The 18,731-nt window shown below is 54.0% G+C and carries 19 protein-coding genes; 11 read left to right on the top strand and 8 right to left on the bottom strand.

The window, feature by feature from the left end:
* Nucleotides 1-109 precede the first annotated feature (109 nt).
* Together lgt and rfaD are read right to left on the bottom strand one after the other, a co-directional pair.
* Nucleotides 110-943, bottom strand: coding sequence for a prolipoprotein diacylglyceryl transferase (gene lgt / locus CMO10_RS08310; RefSeq protein ID WP_297020632.1), 834 nt, complete (start codon nt 941-943; stop codon nt 110-112).
* A 107-nt stretch (nt 944-1,050) separates the two neighbouring features.
* Nucleotides 1,051-2,037 (bottom strand): ADP-glyceromanno-heptose 6-epimerase, encoded by a 987-nt coding sequence (gene rfaD, locus CMO10_RS08305; RefSeq protein WP_297020630.1) that lies wholly within the window; start codon nt 2,035-2,037, stop codon nt 1,051-1,053.
* Nucleotides 2,038-2,250: 213 nt separating this feature from the next.
* Here rfaD and CMO10_RS08300 point away from each other — a divergent pair, with 213 nt between their 5' ends.
* The 6 genes from CMO10_RS08300 to CMO10_RS08275 all read left to right on the top strand — a co-directional run bounded on the left by CMO10_RS08300 (nt 2,251) and on the right by CMO10_RS08275 (nt 6,425).
* Nucleotides 2,251-2,577, top strand: coding sequence for an accessory factor UbiK family protein (locus CMO10_RS08300; RefSeq protein WP_297020628.1), 327 nt, complete (start codon nt 2,251-2,253; stop codon nt 2,575-2,577).
* Between the two features lie 223 nt (nt 2,578-2,800).
* Nucleotides 2,801-3,307 (top strand): type III secretion system chaperone family protein, encoded by a 507-nt coding sequence (locus CMO10_RS08295; RefSeq protein WP_120224348.1) that lies wholly within the window; start codon nt 2,801-2,803, stop codon nt 3,305-3,307.
* Nucleotides 3,308-3,661: 354 nt separating this feature from the next.
* A complete protein-coding gene (gene proC, locus CMO10_RS08290; RefSeq protein ID WP_297020625.1) occupies nt 3,662-4,477 on the top strand; it encodes a pyrroline-5-carboxylate reductase in 816 nt (271 codons plus the stop codon).
* Between the two features lie 45 nt (nt 4,478-4,522).
* A complete protein-coding gene (locus CMO10_RS08285) occupies nt 4,523-5,239 on the top strand; it encodes a TetR family transcriptional regulator (RefSeq protein ID WP_297020622.1) in 717 nt (238 codons plus the stop codon).
* A 197-nt stretch (nt 5,240-5,436) separates the two neighbouring features.
* The gene (locus CMO10_RS08280; RefSeq protein WP_044827824.1) at nt 5,437-5,889 is read left to right on the top strand and encodes a phasin family protein; all 453 of its coding nucleotides are present in this window, start codon (nt 5,437-5,439) and stop codon (nt 5,887-5,889) included.
* Nucleotides 5,890-6,077: 188 nt separating this feature from the next.
* Nucleotides 6,078-6,425: a tRNA-binding protein gene (locus CMO10_RS08275; RefSeq protein ID WP_297020619.1), complete on the top strand. Its 348-nt coding sequence runs from the start codon at nt 6,078-6,080 to the stop codon at nt 6,423-6,425.
* Between the two features lie 85 nt (nt 6,426-6,510).
* On the opposite strand, the gene CMO10_RS08270 is transcribed toward CMO10_RS08275, so the two are convergent.
* From CMO10_RS08270 to CMO10_RS08260, 3 genes are all read right to left on the bottom strand, one after another.
* On the bottom strand, nt 6,511-7,863 hold the full coding sequence (locus CMO10_RS08270; RefSeq protein ID WP_297020617.1) for a PAS domain-containing protein: 1,353 nt from the start codon (nt 7,861-7,863) through the stop codon (nt 6,511-6,513).
* A 221-nt stretch (nt 7,864-8,084) separates the two neighbouring features.
* A complete protein-coding gene (locus CMO10_RS08265; RefSeq protein WP_297020614.1) occupies nt 8,085-9,575 on the bottom strand; it encodes a methyl-accepting chemotaxis protein in 1,491 nt (496 codons plus the stop codon).
* 204 nt (nt 9,576-9,779) lie between these two features.
* Nucleotides 9,780-10,556: a ferredoxin--NADP reductase gene (locus tag CMO10_RS08260; protein WP_044827822.1), complete on the bottom strand. Its 777-nt coding sequence runs from the start codon at nt 10,554-10,556 to the stop codon at nt 9,780-9,782.
* A 435-nt stretch (nt 10,557-10,991) separates the two neighbouring features.
* Here CMO10_RS08260 and CMO10_RS08255 point away from each other — a divergent pair, with 435 nt between their 5' ends.
* The 3 genes from CMO10_RS08255 to CMO10_RS08245 all read left to right on the top strand — a co-directional run bounded on the left by CMO10_RS08255 (nt 10,992) and on the right by CMO10_RS08245 (nt 13,664).
* Nucleotides 10,992-11,687, top strand: a complete 696-nt coding sequence (locus CMO10_RS08255; protein WP_297020611.1) for a nitroreductase family protein — start codon at nt 10,992-10,994, stop codon at nt 11,685-11,687.
* A gap of 128 nt (nt 11,688-11,815) precedes the next feature.
* Nucleotides 11,816-12,721: a 50S ribosomal protein L11 methyltransferase gene (locus CMO10_RS08250; protein WP_297020609.1), complete on the top strand. Its 906-nt coding sequence runs from the start codon at nt 11,816-11,818 to the stop codon at nt 12,719-12,721.
* Between the two features lie 49 nt (nt 12,722-12,770).
* On the top strand, nt 12,771-13,664 hold the full coding sequence (locus CMO10_RS08245; protein WP_297020606.1) for a phage tail protein: 894 nt from the start codon (nt 12,771-12,773) through the stop codon (nt 13,662-13,664).
* 133 nt (nt 13,665-13,797) lie between these two features.
* On the opposite strand, the gene CMO10_RS08240 is transcribed toward CMO10_RS08245, so the two are convergent.
* The 3 genes from CMO10_RS08240 to CMO10_RS08230 all read right to left on the bottom strand — a co-directional run bounded on the left by CMO10_RS08240 (nt 13,798) and on the right by CMO10_RS08230 (nt 16,555).
* A complete protein-coding gene (locus tag CMO10_RS08240) occupies nt 13,798-15,132 on the bottom strand; it encodes an ATP-binding protein (protein WP_297020603.1) in 1,335 nt (444 codons plus the stop codon).
* A gap of 46 nt (nt 15,133-15,178) precedes the next feature.
* Nucleotides 15,179-15,907 carry a response regulator gene (locus CMO10_RS08235; protein ID WP_297020601.1) on the bottom strand — a complete coding sequence of 243 codons (729 nt, stop codon included), beginning with the start codon at nt 15,905-15,907 and terminating at the stop codon, nt 15,179-15,181.
* 132 nt (nt 15,908-16,039) lie between these two features.
* Nucleotides 16,040-16,555: a MarR family winged helix-turn-helix transcriptional regulator gene (locus CMO10_RS08230; RefSeq protein WP_044827819.1), complete on the bottom strand. Its 516-nt coding sequence runs from the start codon at nt 16,553-16,555 to the stop codon at nt 16,040-16,042.
* Between the two features lie 113 nt (nt 16,556-16,668).
* On the opposite strand from CMO10_RS08230, the gene CMO10_RS08225 reads away from it, so the two are divergent.
* Both CMO10_RS08225 and CMO10_RS08220 read left to right on the top strand, forming a co-directional pair.
* Nucleotides 16,669-17,565, top strand: coding sequence for a branched-chain amino acid aminotransferase (locus tag CMO10_RS08225; RefSeq protein WP_044827818.1), 897 nt, complete (start codon nt 16,669-16,671; stop codon nt 17,563-17,565).
* 185 nt (nt 17,566-17,750) lie between these two features.
* The gene (locus CMO10_RS08220) at nt 17,751-18,698 is read left to right on the top strand and encodes a hypothetical protein (RefSeq protein WP_297020597.1); all 948 of its coding nucleotides are present in this window, start codon (nt 17,751-17,753) and stop codon (nt 18,696-18,698) included.
* Nucleotides 18,699-18,731: the final 33 nt, after the last annotated feature.

Raw genomic sequence — 18,731 nt, 5'->3', positions numbered from 1 at the left:
GGCCAGTGCCTCGGTCATGAAATCGGCAATGGTGATCGGCCCGGATACATTGATCCGGCGCTTGATATGGGCCAAAAGCGGGCTGTCGGTCTCGGAAGTCATCTTTACGTTACGCGTTTTCGGCTTCTTTGGGATGGATCCGGGTTTCAATCGGCTTGGATTTCAGTGCATAGACAATGCATGCCGCGCCCACCAGCACCATCGGGATCGACAGGATCTGACCCATGGTGATGCCGCCGGCCAGATAGCCCAGCTGGGCATCGGGCTGACGGAAGAATTCGACAATAATGCGCGAAATGCCATAGCCCGCAACGAACGTGCCGCCAAGGATCCCCGGGCGATGTCGGATAAACGCATTGCGCGACAGGATAAACAGCACAACAAACAGGATCAGCCCTTCAAGCAGTGCTTCATAAAGCTGGCTTGGATGGCGCGGTTCCGGTCCGCCATTGGGGAATACCATGCCCCAGGCAACGTCGGTCGTGCGACCATAAAGCTCGCCATTGATGAAATTGGCAATCCGGCCAAAGAACAGACCGATCGGGGTTGCAACAGCGGCGGCATCGAGCACGGCAAGGATCGAAATCCCGCGCTTTCTGGCAAACAGAATGATCGCAAGGATCACGCCCATGAACCCGCCATGGAACGCCATGCCGCCCTGCCAGACCTTCAGGATATTGGCCGGGTTATCAAGGTAATAATCCAGATTGTAAAACAGGATATAGCCCAACCGCCCGCCGAGAATCACACCCAGCGTCGCCCAGAACAGCAAGTCATCAACATCGCGCTTGCTCATGATGTTCGGTGTTTTGGTGCAGTAATAAACCACATATTTCCAGCCCAGCAGCAGACCGGCAATATAGGCCAGCGCATACCAGCGAATGGCAATCGGGCCGATGGAAATCGCAATCGGGTCTATCGCCGGAAAGGCAAGGCTCAGCATCTGGAAAACTCCGGATCAGCAATTGGGTGTTGATGGGCGTGTGGTGCTGAAGTCGCAAAGGAGTTGGGCAGCATCATGGCAAGCCGCCCGATCCCGTGCGGCTCACATCAGCGGAACGCATCCTCGTTCGCAAGATAATCCTGCACATAGGACCGCACCCCGTCTTCAAGCGACGTCATTTCCTTGCCATAACCCGCCTTGCGCAGCTTTGTCATATTGGCTTCGGTGAAATACTGGTACTTGTCGCGGATCGATTCCGGGGTGGGCACGAACTTGATATCGGGTTCCTTACCCATGGCGGCAAACACCGCCAGTGCCAGATCCTTGAAGCTGCGCGCCTTGCCGGTTCCGATATTGAACAGGTCGCTGACATTCGGGTTGTCATAAAGCCACATGATGATATCGACAACATCACCAACCCAGACAAAGTCACGCAGCTGCCCGCCATCTTCGTAGTCGGGATGATGCGACTTGAACAGGGTTGCGGTCTCGCCCGCTGAAAGTTTGTCAAACAGCTGTGACACCACGGAACGCATGCCGCCCTTGTGGTATTCGTTCGGGCCATAGACGTTAAAGAACTTCAGACCCGCCCACTGTTTCGGACGGAAACCGTTCTGATCAAGGATGCGGCGGAACCGGCGGTCGGTCGCATGCTTGGACCAGCCATAGGCATTCAGCGGTGCCAGTTTCGCCATATCGGCTTCGTCAAAGCTGTCATCAAAGCCCTGCTTGCCATCGCCGTAAGTGGCTGCCGAGGATGCATAGATCAGGCGCGATGAATGGCGCGAACACCATTCCCAAAGCCAGGTCGTCAGTTTCAGGTTGTTGGCAACGATCTTGTCGGCATCGGTTTCCGTGGTCGCGGAAATCGCGCCCATATGGAAAATCGCCTCGACATCGCCGGCATGCTGTTCAAGGAAGGCAGGCAATTCGTCGGGATGGACAATGTCGCGCAGGTTCCGCTTGGCGATGTTTTTCCATTTGATGCCATCGCGCAGGCGATCGACGACAACGATGTCGGTTTCGCCACGTTCTTCAAGGGCCGCAACAATATTGGAACCGATAAACCCGGCACCACCGGTGACGATAAGCATTGCATTCTCCTGACGAGGCCGCCCTGCCCGCAACGGGAAAGGACGACGGATCACGTTTTGACGACACTTTATAAGACCGCCCCTGATCTGGAGCAAGAAAAGCAAACCAAAATAAAGATATCGTCACACCAAGCTTGTGACGTGCCGCTTGCCCTTGCACGCCCAAGACCCATATTATGCCCAGCACCTTGATCCAGAAAGCCGGAGACCATTATGCAGATCAACAACCGCATTCTCGATGACCTGACCCGTGTCACCAATTCCGCATTGGGCACCATGACCGGTGTCAAAGGCGAAGTAGATGCCATGATCCGCCAGCAGTTCGAAAAGATCCTGATGAACATGGATCTGGTCACCCGCGAGGAATATGACGTCGTCCATGATGTCGCGATCCGTGCCGCCGAGCGCATCGACGCACTCGAAGCCAAGATCGCTGATCTCGAAACGCGTCTTGATACTGCCGCACCAGCCAAGAAACCGGCGGCCAAAAGCAACACCGCCAAGGCAGCCCCGAAAACTGCGGCAAAAAAAGACGCCTGACCGGGCAAATCATCCCCACATAGGAATAAGGTCGCAGGTGTTTAACGACCCCCGCGGCCTTATTTGCCGTCACAAGCAGGCAGGCTTTGCGGTCAATGAAAACCGCAAGGTAACCTTGATGCGAATATTCATTGCAGTCCTGCGCGTAGCGACGGTTGAAACAAAGCGTTCTCCGGCATATAGTGCGCGCCCTTTCGCATATGCTTGAACAGGCTGGGTATAGATGAACGACCAAATGGAAGATATCGGCGACATCGGCGACGAAAACCCGCTGATTCTGGTCGAGGATATCGCCCGCACCAACCAGTGGCATCTGGAACGCCGCAGCTCGGACGAGATTGTGGTCGAAATTCCAGCACACTGGTGCACCTATCTGGTCTATTTCACCTGGCGTGAAGATGCCGAGGCACTTCACATTGCGTGCTGCTTTGATCTGTTCGTGCCCGAACCACTGCGCCCGCGCATCTATGAACTGGTTGCCAAATGTAACGAGCAACTCTGGATCGGGCATTTCGGGCTGTGGCTCGAAGAAAACATGCCGCTGTTCCGTCACACCCTGCTGTTTGGTGGTGACGTGCCCCCGATGGTCGAACAATTCGAAGAGCTGATTGATATCGCACTTTCGGAATGCGAACGCTTCTTCCCGGCGTTCAACTTTGTCCTGGGTCAGGGAAAAACCCCGGACGAGGCACTGATGCACGCCATGCTCGAACCCGCCGGTCAGGCCTGATCACATCAGCCCATCCCACCTGCCAAGGACGGCCTCATCGCCGTCCTGTGTCATTTCCGGGTGATTTTTTTTGGGCGCTTGCCGCCAGCTTTGAAAGCCATACAAATCCCCCAAACCGGCTTTTGCGAACGCCTTTGACGACACAAAATCCCGCAAAGCCGCCCCTTGCCAGCCAAAGCATCCTTACCAACGCTAATACCCTGCAAACACGGGCGGTTTTCACTACCCTCTTGCCCTCTGCACTGACTTGACCCACCTTGAGAAGATCGCTACGGCATTGCATCATGTGCGTTGATCGCCCCATGATTAACCAAACGATCAACCAAACCCGATGGATAAAGCGGAGCTGAATTTATGAATACGCGTCTTTTGCTGGTTGGCTGTGGCAAGATGGGCAGTGCAATGCTCGAAGGCTGGCTGGCCCGCGGGCTTGATGCCGCCAATGTCTTTATCGTCGAGCAGGCTGAAGCCGCCGAACAGCTCGAGTTGAAATACGGCATCAATGGCATCACCGATGTTGCCGACATGCGATCCGACTTTATCCCGCAGGTCATCCTGTTTGCCGTAAAGCCACAGGTCCTGCCCGATGTGATTGACGCCTATAAACCGATGGTCCGCGCCGAAACCGTCTTCCTGTCGGTTGCGGCTGGCAAAACCATCGAGTTTTTCACAAGCCATCTTGGCGAGACCGCGCGTATTGTCCGCTCCATGCCCAACACGCCAGCAGCCGTCTCGCGCGGCATGACCGTGATGTGCCCGACTGAGAATGTCAGCATCGCCCAGCGCGACATGTGCCAGACCCTGCTTGAGGCCGTCGGCATGGTGTCCTGGGTTGAGGACGAAAGCCTGATGGATGCCGTCACCGGCCTGTCGGGCAGCGGGCCTGCCTATATCTTCCATCTGGTCGAAGCCATGGCACAGGCTGGCGAGGCTGCTGGCCTTCCTGCTGATCAGGCCATGATGCTTGCGCGTCAGACCGTGGTTGGTGCTGGCTTCCTGCTTGATGCCAGCGAAGAAACCGCCGCCACCCTTCGTGAAAATGTCACAAGCCCGGGCGGCACCACGGCGGCCGCCCTTAATGTTCTGATGGATCAGAAAACCGGACTGCCGGAACTGATGACCCGCGCGGTCGCCGCCGCCCGTGACCGGTCAAAGGAACTGGCGGGCTAAACCAAGCCCACCGGAACCCGGAACACCCAACCCAAGGAGCACGTCATGCCATCCAAAAAGGACATCCCCAATCTTCTGATTGATGCGGCCCTGAAACTGGCCGCAGAACGCGATTGGCATGACGTCACCATGATCGATATCGCAAACGAGGCCGGCGTAACGGTTGCCGATTGCTACGATCATTGCAGCAGCAAGGCCGATATTCTGCGTCGCTTCGTCAAGCGGGTCGACCGCGAAGTTCTTGCCGATCTGGAGTCGGAAGATTTCAATGAACCCGGTCATGATCGCCTAATCGCCGTCATCATGGCGCGGTTTGATATTCTTGCGGACCATCGAAGCGCACTTCGCTCCATCATCAATGCTGGTGGCGACCTTGGCCCGGCCGATGGGCTGCGTGCGATCAAAACCCATTTTGGTGCTATGCGCTGGATGCTGGAGGCCGCCGGTTTTCAGACATCCGGCCTGCATGGCAGCATGCGGGTTGCCGGCCTGACCGCGGTTTATGCCAAAACCTTCAAGCACTGGCTTGATGATGACAGTACGGATTTCGGCCCGACCATGGCCTATCTTGATCGCGAGCTTTCCAAGGCTGCCGGTTGGGACCGCCGGGTTGAAAAAGGATTCGGCAAGGCATCCTCGATTTGTGGTAAAATCACCAAACGCTGTCGGAATTTTTCTTTGAAAAAATCGACGAGTGCGGGCGAAAACTCCCCGTCTGACAGCACGTCCGATCAGGGCGCGTCACCAGCAGCGAACGGCTAATTCCCTGATCTAACGTATAAAAATCACGACACTACCCAAGGTTATTTTACCGACACAAAACATTAACCCTAAAGCTATTGTGCAGTGCAAAATAACACTTGACGACAAGCGGTCATTCCTTCATATTGCAGTTGAATTTGTGCGGCGCACAATAGCGCCTCATTCCATACCTGTTGCAAATTAATGGAGTGCAAACCATGACCGCCGCAAAAAAGGCAACCAACCCGTTCTTTGACCTCGACTTCACCAAATACACTGCGGACTTCAAAATCCCGGGTGTAGACGTGAACGAAATGATGGCTTTCCAGCGTAAAAACGTGGAAGCCCTCACCAAAGCCAACAAGGTGGCCTTCGACGGTTTCCAGGCTGTCGCTCAGCGCCAGAGTGAAATCTTCAAAACGCTGCTGGATAAAGTTCAGACCCAGGGCAAAGATTTCGCTGCTACTTCTGCTGACGACCCGATGGCTTCGGCTGCAAAACAGACCGAAGCTGCAAAAGCTGCTTACGAAGAAGCTCTTGCAAACGCCAAGGAACTGTCTGGTCTGGTAACCAAGTCCCAGGAAGAGGCTCTGACCCTTCTGCAGGCTCGCTTTACCGAATCCCTTGACGAATTCAAAGCTGCTATCGAAAAGACCGCAGCTTCGAAGTAACAGCTTTGGCTGTTAAATTCCCGTAATCTACTTGATGGCAGGGCCTTTGGGTCCTGCCATTTTTCTTTGTCGGTCGGCCTTCTGGCTGCTCTTTTTGCTCAAACTCCGGAATTCATGTTCCTCAGATGGTTTGGGCTTATCACAACCAAACGAAGTTACTAAGCTGCTCCCATCACAAGGAGACAGTCATGAGTGACGAAATCAGTTTTGATGATTTTCTGAAAGTCGATATCCGCGTCGGGACCGTCATTGACGCCCAGGAATTCCCAGAGGCCCGCCGCCCCGCCCTCAAACTCTGGGTCGATTTCGGGCCAGAGATCGGCACCAAGAAAACATCCGCCCAGATCACCAAGCATTACACGCCCGAAAAGCTGATCGGCCGTCAGGTTGCGGGTGTGGTCAATTTCCCTAAAAAGCAGGTCGGCCCCTTCATGTCGGAATTCCTCTGCCTCGGCTTCCCCGATGCTGATGACGACAAGGGCATTGTTCTGATCCGCCCGGATCAGGATGTCCCGAACGGCTCGCGCCTGTTCTGATCCGGGGTTTCCCAAAAAGGAAAAGGGCGGATATCGTCGTTGCGATACCCGCCCCAATCCCGCTCGTGTCACGCTCCCGGCAGGGTTAGCGCGCCAAAACCACCGACGCTTCGCGCGTCTGACCAACGGCCATAGCCACCTCTTCGGATGCCTTGATCATGGTGTCAAAGGACCCATGCGATGTCTCGATCGCGGTCTGGATTCCATGCATCTCGCTTCTGACCTGATTGGTAATCTGGCCTTGCTCGTCAATCGCCAGCGACACCACAGCAACCCGGCTTAGCATCGCCTTAAGATCGGAACGAAGCTCGGTTGAAATGCGTGCACTTTCGCCAATACATTTCTCCAGAACATTGATCTGCTCGATGATGGCGGCGTCATCGCGCGCACAATCGCGCAGCACATCAATGGCATGCTCCAGCGATACAATCGCGCCATCCCCTTCAATTGCGTGTTCATAGGCACGGTCGGCAACCGTGCGAAGCTCACTCAGGCGCTGGGCGGTTTCATCAACACTGCTGACAAGTCGACCGGCAACCATCGTGCTGACTTCAAGATGCGCCTGTGCCTGCCGGCATGACTGGGATACATCGCCATAGCTCTGATCAAACTTGCAAAGGCTCTGATCCACGTCCTCAAAGCCGCTCTCAAGCGTTGATTTCAGATCATCCAGCGAATGGATTTGCTCGGTAATGTCGGTGGCAAACTTGACGATCTTGCAGACATTGCCATCTGCACCGAAAACCGGGCTATAGTTGGCTTCGAACCAGACCTCACGGCCATCCTTGCCAAAGCGTTTGAACTGGCGCGCAGCGGTTTTACCCTTGGCAAGCGACCGCCAGAACGCGCGGTACTCGCTACTTGCCGCATATTCCGGGTCGACAAACATGCTGTGATGCTTTCCGACGACTTCAGACTGGCTGTAGCCCATGGCGACAAGAAAGTTGTAATTGGCGGTCAGGACGTTGCCCGCAAGATCGAACTCGATCACGGCCTGGCTGTGCTCAATCGCATCAACCTTGCCCTGAAGATCGGCAAAACTGTCATGACGTGCGGTAACATCAACGCCAAGCCGGACAATCCGGACGACCGTTCCCTTGGCGTCGCGTATCGGGCCAACGGTTTCTTCGACCCATTTGCGTTCGCCGGATTTGGTGATCCAAGGCAACACAACCCGTTTGTTTTTCCCTGCGCGCAGATCCGCCCAGCACAGACCATATTCCGGTGCCTCGGCCACATCGTTTGAGATGAACTTCGCGTGATACTGCCCAAGAACTTCGTCTTCGTCATAGCCGGTCAGCGCCAGGAAATTGTCATTGACCCGCATGACCTTCCCATCAAGGTCGAACTCAGCCACCGCAAAGGATGCATCGACAACACCAGACATGTCCTCAAACACGTTATTGGTTTCAACGCTCATGGAGGTCATCAGGTTCATGGGTAGCTCCGGATATTCGGGATCAGACGAAAGAAGACAGGGCTTGTTTGTGTCGCCGAGTATCTTCACTCCGCCGCCAACCGGACATCCCCATTTGGGGAGGATAATATACCAATGTATATTTTTTGGTATAGATATCGGAAAATAAAAAGAGGCAAGGTCGCTCAACGACCTTGCCTCCTTTACTCAACAACCCGCATTACCGAGGGGGGCCGAAATTCCTAGCGCGCAAGAACCAATGCGGCTTCACGGGTGCGCCCGACACTGCCCAGCACGACAGACGATGCTTCACGAATAAACTGCACGCTGCTGGCAAACTGTTCGACCGAATTCGCCATGCTCTGCATGTTGCTGGAAACCTGCTGGGTCACCGCACTTTGTTCCTCAACAGCTGAGGAAATCGTCGTAACGTTATTCAAAACGTCTTCAACTTCAATTCGGATCGAACCCAGCACGCCTGCGACTTCACCTGCAATGCCCTGCACGCCTTCGATCTCGCTGGTAATCTGTTCGGTTGCCTTGGCAACCTGATTGGCAAGGTTTTTGACTTCATTGGCAACAACAGCAAACCCTTTGCCTGCCTCACCTGCGCGGGCCGATTCAATCGTCGCATTCAGTGCCAGCAAGTTAATCTGTCCGGCAATGCCCTGAATGACATCGATGATGCTGCTCATGGCCGTAACCACTTCGCTCATTTTCTCGGTCGACGCACCGGCGGCGATGGATTTCTCAAACACCTGATCGGTCGATGAACGCGCTTCCGACATGCTGCGTGAGATTTCAGCAATAGACGCAGCAAGCTCTTCTGCAGCCGATGCAACAGTTTGCACGTTCGAAGACGTTTCCTCGGAACTCGAATAAGCAAGGGAAGAACGCTGATCAAGTTCGCTCAGGCTTTGATCGATTTCGCTAAAGTTCGTATCGATCATCTTCTTCAGATCCGTCAGAAGATTGATCTGATCCGTGATATCGATCGCATATTTGACAACCTTGTAGGGTACGCCATTGGCATCAAAGATCGGGTTATAGGATGCCTCGATCCAGATTTCCTTGCCGCCCTTGGCAAAGCGCTTGAACTGCTGAGATACAAAGTTCCCCTTGCCGAGCTCCCGCCAGAAATCGGCATAGTCCCGACTTGCGGCATAGCTCGGCTCAACGAACATGCGGTGATGTTTGCCAACGATTTCCGACAAGTGATAGCCCATCACCGACAGGAAGTTGTCGTTTGCATCAAGGATATTGCCATTGAGATCAAATTCGATCACGGCCTGACTGCGGTTGATCGCATTGATCTTGCCTTCGAAATCGGCAAGCGTTTCCTGACGCTTGGTAATGTCGGATGCAAATTTGACGATCTTTGAAACCTTGCCCTTGCTATCGCGCACCGGGTTATAGGTCGCTTCAATCCAAACGCGCTTACCGGTTTTGGTGATGCGCGGGAAAGCAGCACTTTTGAAAAATCCCTGGCGCAAGTCAGCCCAGAAGGCATCGTAGTCAGGACTTTTACGAATTTCTTCGGGCACGAAAAGACTGTGATGCTTGCCGACGATTTCGGAAAGCTCATAGCCCATGACACTCAGGAAATTCTTGTTTGCGCGCAGGACTTTTCCCTGCAGATCGAATTCAATAACCGCGAGCGACTGCTCAAGCGCGTTAAGGGTCATTGCAGCAGCCGGCGCATCGGAACGTTTGAAGAAGTTGCAAAAGCCCATTGTGATTTCCCTTCACAGTGCATCAGGACTTTCACAACTTCGAAACCTGACGCGATGGGGCGCAAACTACTTCAGGATTTCAACTATAAATATCCCCAAATGGGGAGCCTTATAATCATTCCAATTCCCCGAAAAGCAGGCATAAGAAAAGGCAGCACCCAGCGGGTACTGCCTTGAAATTCCTGTCAAATAATCGCCAAAGCCTTATTTTTCGACAAAAGCCTTTTCAATTACGAAGTGGCCCGGCTCGTTCATGTTGCCTTCCTTTCCACCCCAATCAAGAAGCATCTGACGGGTATCGGCGATCATCTGCGGATTGCCACACAGCATGAAGCGATCATTTTCCAGCGTCGGCTTTTCCAGACCAAGGTCTTCGTAAAGCTTGCCCGATTCCATCAGTTCGGTGATACGGCCCTGATGCTTGAACTCTTCACGGGTTACGGTCGGGTAATACAGAAGCTTGTTCTGCACTTCCTCGCCAAAGAACTCGTTATGGGGCAGTTCGCTATGGATGAATTCCTGATAGGCCAGCTCACGCACTTCGCGGCAGCCATGAACAAGGATCACCTTCTCATAGCGCTCATAGGTTTCGTAATCGCGGATCACGCTCATGAACGGCGCAAGGCCCGTACCGGTCGACAGCAGCCAAAGGTTCTTGCCCGGCAGAAGGTTGTCATGGATCAGGGTACCGGTCGGCTTGCGCCCGACCAGGATCTTGTCGCCAACCTTGATATGCTGCAAACGCGACGTAAGCGGTCCGTTCGGAACCTTGATCGAGAAGAATTCAAGTTCTTCGTCATAGTTTGCACTGACCATCGAGTAGGCGCGCAGAAGCGGCTTGCCTTCAACTTCGAGGCCGATCATTGCAAACTGACCATTGATGAATCGGAAGCCCGGATCACGGGTGGTTTTGAACGTGAAGAGGGTGTCAGTCCAATGATGGACATAAGTGACGGTTTCTTCGTTTAAGTTGCTGGCCATAACGCTACATCAATCCGTTTCGTCTGTCTGTGTGTGGAACCGTGGCGGGAAACACGGAGTATATATCCCGGCACGCATTCCATGCCAAGTTGCCGCGATTTAACATCAATCAAACGTATATCGCAAGAAAACAATCCAAATTTATTGTCATTTTGTGTAAATTACATAATTGTCTGTGTATTTAGTGTGAAATAGAACCTCTACCCAAAGCCTGTGTCGCAAGACAGTGGCACCGCGGAAGCTCCGCCTCACTGCCGGTTTGATAGGCTTGTGTGCGACTTTGTGCAATGACACATCGCAATGAATGTCTGTCCGAATCAATCACGGCCAACCGCCTTTCACAACTCTGTGTCACTGGGCCTTTGCCCTTGCTGGGCCCTTTGATGCTCCATAAGATCGGGCCATCACAAACACCAAGAAAATTCAGGAAGCGCCATGTCGTCCACCAAATCCCTGACCACCGATTTCGTTCCCATCCCCCTGCCCGATTATCAGGAATATGACGTCGCCCAGATGCGTGCGCGGGCGCAAGGCTTCTATGACGACATCAAAACCCGCCATACCGTCCGTGATTTCTCGGATCGCCCGGTCCCGCGCGACATCATCGAAACCTGCATTCGTGCGGCGGGGACGGCACCCAACGGTGCCAACCATCAACCCTGGCATTTCTCGGTGATTGGCGATCCAGCGATGAAGCGCAAGATCCGCGTAGCGGCAGAGGAAGAAGAACGCGCCTTTTACGAAGGCCGCGCGGGCGAGGAGTGGCTGGATGCGCTTAAACCGCTTGGCACAGATGACAGCAAGCCGTTTCTGGAAACCGCCCCGTGGCTCATTTGCATTTTTGGTGAACGCAAAAGCACGTCCGCCGACGGCAAGCTGCGCAAGAACTACTATGTGCCGGAATCGGTTTCGATCGCGACAGGCTTCCTGATCGCTGCCCTCCACCGTGCGGGGCTCGCCACACTTACGCATACGCCAAATCCGATGAGCTTCCTGACCGACATTTGCGGCCGCCCGGACCACAACAAGCCCTACATCCTTTTGGTCACAGGCTACCCGGCGTCAGATGCCACCATCCCTGCCCACGCGACCGAGAAAAAGGACCTCTCGGAAATCGCGACCTTCTTCTAACATACCCTCTTCAGCGTAAATCGTTGAAATTTATTTATTTGATACATGATATAAAATACGATTGTACAAATAGGACAGCAGATGATCCGCGAGAGGTAACAATGAATTTCTCGGCACAGAGAAGTGCTATGTCATTGCACGGCCATGCAAACGCATTCAGCAATATGTTTCAAGATAACCAGCGTATGCAGGCCTATCGAACAGCGATCGAAAAACTCGTCACGCCAGAAAGCGTTGTGGCCGACGTGGGAACGGGCATGGGGGTTTTGGCGCTATTCGCGGCCCGTGCCGGAGCAAGGAAAGTCTATGCCATTGAGCGCGTTCCTGAAGCAGCGGAGCTCGCACGCAAGAACATCGCAGCCAACGGATATAGCGACAAGATCGATGTTTTAGTCGACGACGCCGAGACAATTCGTCTACCCGAGAAAGTCGACATTCTGGTTACCGAGACGATGGGAACGACGGGTGTAGACGAACAAATTCAGAATTTGGCCGGCGCTTTCGCCCGCAACAACCTTAAGCTTGATGGCATTGCAGTTCCTCACTCCGTGCGCTCAATGATTGCCCCGTCCGACTTTAGCCACTTGGCACACGCCCTAGACTCCAGTTTATCCATTGCCGATTTCGACTGGTCGGTTCTGAAAGCCCTTCCCGGTGATGACAATATGTCCTTCCGAATGCCGGAAACTGAATTTATCCCGCTGGGGCCGCCAGCAATATTGGATGACGTCACCGTCGGCTTGACAGAAGTCCCGGCTGCTGACCCACTCAGGATCAATCTGACTATTGATCGACCCGGCATTATCAGATCGTTTGTGATGTGGTTTGAAGCTGATATGATGCCTGCCTTGGATCCGGCGCTTAAAATTGTCAACTATCCTGGCCAGACAAGAGCCTCTTGGTCGTGCGGAATTTTCACTGTTGGAGCCCCCGTTGCTGTCCAGGCTGGAGACAGCCTCGTCGTCTCTGTTGATACAGGGCGTCGCCAGCACAGTCTGAACTGGTCACTACGCTGGATGAAGAACAAATCGTAACTTCTTACGTCTAATGACCGGTTAACCTATAGGTTGGATGTACTTAAAAATGGGACCTGAAAGCTATACTGCAATCATGAGCTGCACCGCAGCAAATTTTGCGCCAGTCAATACTGCACTTTGCCAAGGCCAAATCCTTCCCATTGCTAATTATACGTCTCTGTTTTCTCTTATTGGCGACACATTTGGTGGAGACGGCCGCACCACTTTTGGAATACCGGATATGCGTGGCAGAACAGCTGTCGGAGCGGGTCAAGGACCAACCCTGAGCAATGTATATCGTGGCCAACTTCGAGGCTCCGAAAGCTCGACAGTTCCATTACCTCAACACACACACACAGGCAAATTCGCGTCAGATTCACAAATATGCCAAGTCTATGGAACAATAACGAATTTTGATGGCAAAATTTCCGGAAATGCAAATCTGAACATTTCTAGCACCACTTTCGCTGGAAATGCATCGGTGAACGGCACTGTTCCCGTTATCGGCACAACACCTGTTACCTTGGATGGTTACGTAGCGGTCAATACGACAAATGGCAATTTATCTGCTCCCCAGATGAATGGCTCTCTTGCCAAAGCGACAGCTGGGGGCAGCCCTGTGAATATGTTTGATACGGGTCCGACGCCCGATGACGTGAAAGGGGCGGCCGTCAAGGTTTCCGGCGATGTTCCTGCTACTGGAAAAACAGTTGATGGCAGCGGCTTTAGTATCGACACCAGTAACTTGTCCGTATCAGTAAACGGTTATGCTGAAACAAATCTGCTTGATGTAATGGTTCCCGACCCTGCTTTTGACCTTTGGACAAAGGTTCCTGAAACTTCAGGTTCCATTTTTGTAGACCAGACGGGTCAACCTGATGCCGAAATAGGAACAATACCACCTCAACTTGGCGTTAACTGGTTAATCATGACCGATGGTATATATCCACCACGTCCCTAACACGCAGCTGCCGAATAGTTAGATCATTTCTAAATTCATGCAACTTGCTCACCAAGAGTAATTCCGCAGCTTTCTAATCTCGCTCTATGCGCTAAATCACGCGTCCCCTTCCACAGGCGAGGAGTAAATGTCCCTAATGCCCGATCGGCAGAACCAGGCGCACGCGAAGCCCACCGCCCGGCGCATCTTCAAGATAGACATCCCCGCCATGACCACGCGCTGAATCCCGCGCAATCGTCATGCCCAGCCCAACACCACCAGTCGCCTGATTGCGCGATTCTTCCAGACGGTAAAACGGCTTGAAGACTTCTTCGCGTTTGTCAGCCGGGATACCCGGGCCATCATCATCAAAGACAATCTCGTAATCCTGTCCACGCCGTCCGGCACGCACCGACAGATTGTTGGCATAACGCCCGGCATTGGACATGATGTTTGCCACACAGCGTTTCAGCGATTGCGGGCGCAGCTCCATCTCAAGGCTGTCTTCGATATGAAGATCAATCTGCTGCCCGTCACGCAAGGCCTCGCCAACCTGATCGGTCAGAAGCTTGCCAATATCGGTCAGAACAGCTTTCTCGCCCTCTTCACCGCGCGCGAATGCCAGATAGGCATCAACCATGCGCTCCATGTCAATGACATCCTGTTTCAGGGCATCAACACCGGGCGAGCTTTGCTGCATGGCAAGTTCAAGCTTCATGCGGGTCAAGGGGGTGCGCAAGTCATGCGACACACCGGCAAGCAGCGCTGTGCGCTGTGACAAATGACGCCCGATACGATCACGCATCGACATGAACGATGTCGCTGCCATGCGAACTTCAGCTGCCCCTTCGGGTTTGAAGTTCTCCACATCCACACCGCGGCCGAACTGGTCGGCGGCCTTGGCCAGACGCCGGATCGGACGGACCTGATTGCGCATGAAGATCACCGCAACCCCATACAGGATCAGTGCGGAACCGGCGATCCACAGGAAGAAGATATAGGTCGTGGAGTTATACAGACGCTTGCGCGGCGCGATGATCGACATCACGCCGTCTTTTAGCTGCACCCGGATTTCAAGCTTGCGATCATCAAGATCAAGATCGAAGTAGAACGGACGCTGCAGACGCTCCGACAGCGCGACAAACAGTTCTTCGGATACAAGGCCAAGAGGCGGCTCGGTGATCTGTCGTTCAAGGATGGCATCGGGCTCGAAAAACAGATCAAGCTCCATACGCGCCCGGGCGGAGTTCTGAATCCACTCGTAATGTTCCGGATCCGGATACTGGCCGAGATAATCGATCACAAAGATCACATCGCCAGCCAGACCACGGCTGAGTTGGCGCGCCACCGTATCCCAGTGCCGTTCAAAGAAGATCAGGACGGTGACGATCTGCAACAGCAGCATCGGCGTCATCAGGATCAGAAGCGACCGGCCCAAAAGCCCCGTCGGCATCAGTGATTTGATCCGTCCGTTCTGTTCGCTACCCACGCTGCTTGTCCCTGTCGGTTGTCATGGTCGGTCAGAATTGCACTCGTCAGTCCGTATACAGGACATAGCCCTGACCACGTACTGTCTGCAAGTATCTTGGTTGTTTGGGGTCTTCTTCGAATTTGCGCCGAAGCCGGGTAACCTGCACATCAATGCTGCGCGATGCCCCGGGATCAATGGCATTGCCGCTGATCATGCCGTGAAGCTGCTCGCGCGATGTTGTTTGTCCACGCCTTTTGACCAATGCGCTCAGCAACGCCTGCTCAGCCGTGGTCAGATAGATATGCTCTTCCCCGCGTTGCAGGATCATGCGCGTCAGGTCAAAGCGATACGCACCAAACGATGCACTGGTTTCTGGCACCTCCACGGATGCCGACGTTTCCACCTCGGGTAACTCACCATAGCGGCGCAAGATCGCCTCGATCCGCAGCACCAGTTCACGTGGCTCAAACGGCTTGGCAAGGTAATCATCAACACCTGCCTCAAGGCCCGCAATGCGGTCCTCGGTTTCCGAAAGAGCGGTGAGTAACAGGATCGGCACCTTTGATCCGGCTTCGCGCAGGCTGCGTGCCAGATCGACACCCTTTTCACCGGGCATCAGAACATCAAGCACGATCAGATCAAACTGCAAACCCGACAGGCTCGCACGCGCATTGGCGGCATCGCGCGCCGCAGACACGTTAAAGCCGTTCTCCCCCAGATAGCGGGTAAGAAGGTCACGCAAACGGTCATCATCATCGACCACAAGAATATGTGGCTGATCAGCACCGGTCATCGGGTTTTCCCTAGATCAACATCTATGCAGAACAATCTGGCTGCAAAATCTTTCAAAAGCGTAAGGATAAGGACGTCAAAAATATGACCATCCGTTTGCAGTGCGCTTTTTATCCTGCCCGTTACCTGAACTTTATCCTGCCCGGCGGCGCAGGCCACCGGGACCATCATCCTCGAACCGTTTACGGTCCTTTTCTTCCATCATGCCCAGCATGACCTTGCGGAAGCCCTCAACCGATTCTGCGCCTGCCTCGCGATAGGCTGCGGCAATCAGGGCGCGCTGCTGTTCGGTCAGCTCGCGTTCAAGCGCCTCGCCCTTTTCCGTCAGGGTCAGCAAACGCTGGCGACGGTCCTGCAGACCTGTCTTTTGTTCGATAAAACCTTCGCGCACCAATTGGCCCAGCACACGCGACAGGGACTGCTTGGTGATCTTGAGAATCGACAACAGGTCACTGACCGTGATTCCGGGGTTCCGACTGACGAAATAAATGACCCGGTGGTGGGCGCGACCGAAATTATATTGCGCAAGCATCTGGTCCGCGACTTCGGTGAAATCACGGTAGGCATAGAACAGTAATTCAATGCCTTGTCTAAGTTCTTCTTCCCGCAGAAAAAGCGGGTTGACCTTGCGTGTAGAGATATCTGCCATGCTTATCCGTTATGTCAGTTATATTGACACATTAATCTATGAATGTTACCTCGACCAGACAAATAAGGACATAAAGTTACGTCCAGGAACGTTCTTGAAATGGAATTTGGCAAATGACAACTCCGACCTTTGATAACCGCGACGGTTATATCTGGTATAATGGCGAACTTAAACCGTGGCGTGAAAGCACTTTGCATGTGCTCAGCCATGCTGTCCATTACGGGAGTGCGGTATTTGAAGGCGAACGGTCCTATAACGGCAAGGTTTTCAAGCTGGCCGAACATGGCGAACGCCTGATCAAATCCGGTGAAATCCTGGATATGAAAATCCCTTACAGCGCAGCTGAACTTGATGACGCGGTCATCGAGACGCTCGCTGCCAACAACATTACCGAAGGCTATATCCGCCGTATTGCCTGGCGCGGCAGTGAAATGATGGGTGTTTCCGCCCAGACCACGCGCATCAATGTGGCGATTGCCTGCTGGGAATGGCCGAGCTATTTCGCACCGGAAGAACGCCTTAAGGGCATTCGTCTTGACCTGTCGAAATGGGCCCGTCCGGCTCCGAACACCGCACCGACCAATGCCAAGGCATCGGGTCTTTACATGATCTGCACGCTCTCCAAGCACGAAGCAGAACGCAAAGGCTATGCCGATGCCCTGATGCTTGATTACCGCGGTCAGGTGGCAGAAGCCACCGGTGCCAACGTCTTCTTCATCAAGGATGGTCAGATCCATACGCCGAAGCCCGATTGCTTCCTTGATGGCATCACGCGTCGCACCGTGATTGGCCTTGCCAAGGCGCGTGGCTATGAAGTCATCGAACGCGCGATCATGCCCGAGGAAATGGAAGGTTTCGAAGAATGCTTCCTGACCGGGACGGCGGCGGAAGTTACCCCGGTTGCGGAAATCGGCCCGTACAAATTCACCCCGGGCCAGGTCTGCAAGACCATGATGGAAGATTACATGGCGCTGGTGCGCGGCGAAAATACAGCCGTTGCCGCTGAGTGATTTTTTTGAATAATCACAGCGATTATTCAATTTTTTTGAAAACACCCCGAGCCTTGCGCGCCGGGGTGTTTTTCTTTGCTCAAAGACCAGTTCGCAAAAATATCCTCCCGCCACGGATGCAATCACGACCGTGCGTTCACATATCGGCAAGATCGCCCCAAACACAATCACCGCCGAACCCAAAAATGCGCCCCGACACCGGCTCTCCCCGCCAACAGGCCCGAGCCCCCATCCGTCTTGCCCTGAGCTTCGCGCTTTATCTGCTGACGCTATTTGCCAACGGCCCGCTTCATGCGGCTGAACCGCTCGAAATCAGGCTCCCGGTGCGTGAGAGCGAGTTTGATGATGTGCTGGCCTGTCAGCTTGATCCGGATTCCGCATGCCGATCCTGCCTTGCCGATCATCCGAGCAGCGCGTCGCTTGTCATCTATTCCATCCTGCAGGAAGCCCTGACCACCGGCGGGATCAAGGCCAAGGTCAAACCCGTGCTGTCGCCCAATTCAGAGCGTAGCCGCAAGATGGTCAGTGATGGTCTCGCCGATGTAAAATCGGACTGGGAATTCAATATCGATCCCGATCCGGATTTGCTGAAATCGGCCCCGATCCTGCGCAAGGGCGAGTTTGAGAAAGGCGTCTATGTCAGTCAGGACGCCTTCATTCTCAATGGTGAGAGGCGCATTAGCGACCTGCATGACATGCGGGCGGTGTCCATTCGCACATGGCGACTGGATTGGCAGGCACTAGAAAACCTTGCGCCCAAAAGCCTGACTAGTGCGCCCACGACCTTGCAAATATATAGTCTGATTAATGCCGGACGGGCTGACTTTACCTTGCTGGAGTTCTCATCCGAACCCGACCTGGCGCGGCGATATGAGGACATCACCCTGTATCCGATGCCCGGGGTGAAGGTGATCCTGCCAGACAGCCAGCATTTCATGGTCTCGCGCCGCCTGACCGGTGCGCAGAACTTCATCAAGGCCCTTGATCACGGCCTGACTGCCCTGCGCCAAAGCGGCTTTATCCGCCAGTGCATGGTCAATAGCGGCATCATAAATGAAAAGGTGGCGGACTGGAAAATCCTTAACCCGCTGGCCGCCACCGCCGGCGCGCCAAAAACATCGCAATCACAATAATCGCCAATGGTATGAGGATTGTTTTGCCGTTGC

The sequence above is a fragment of the Thalassospira sp. genome (genome assembly GCF_002709775.1).
In the GTDB taxonomy this organism is placed as follows: Bacteria; Pseudomonadota; Alphaproteobacteria; order Rhodospirillales; family Thalassospiraceae; genus Thalassospira.
Note: the sequence above shows the minus strand (reverse complement) of the source record. Positions and strands in the feature narration are given on the sequence as shown.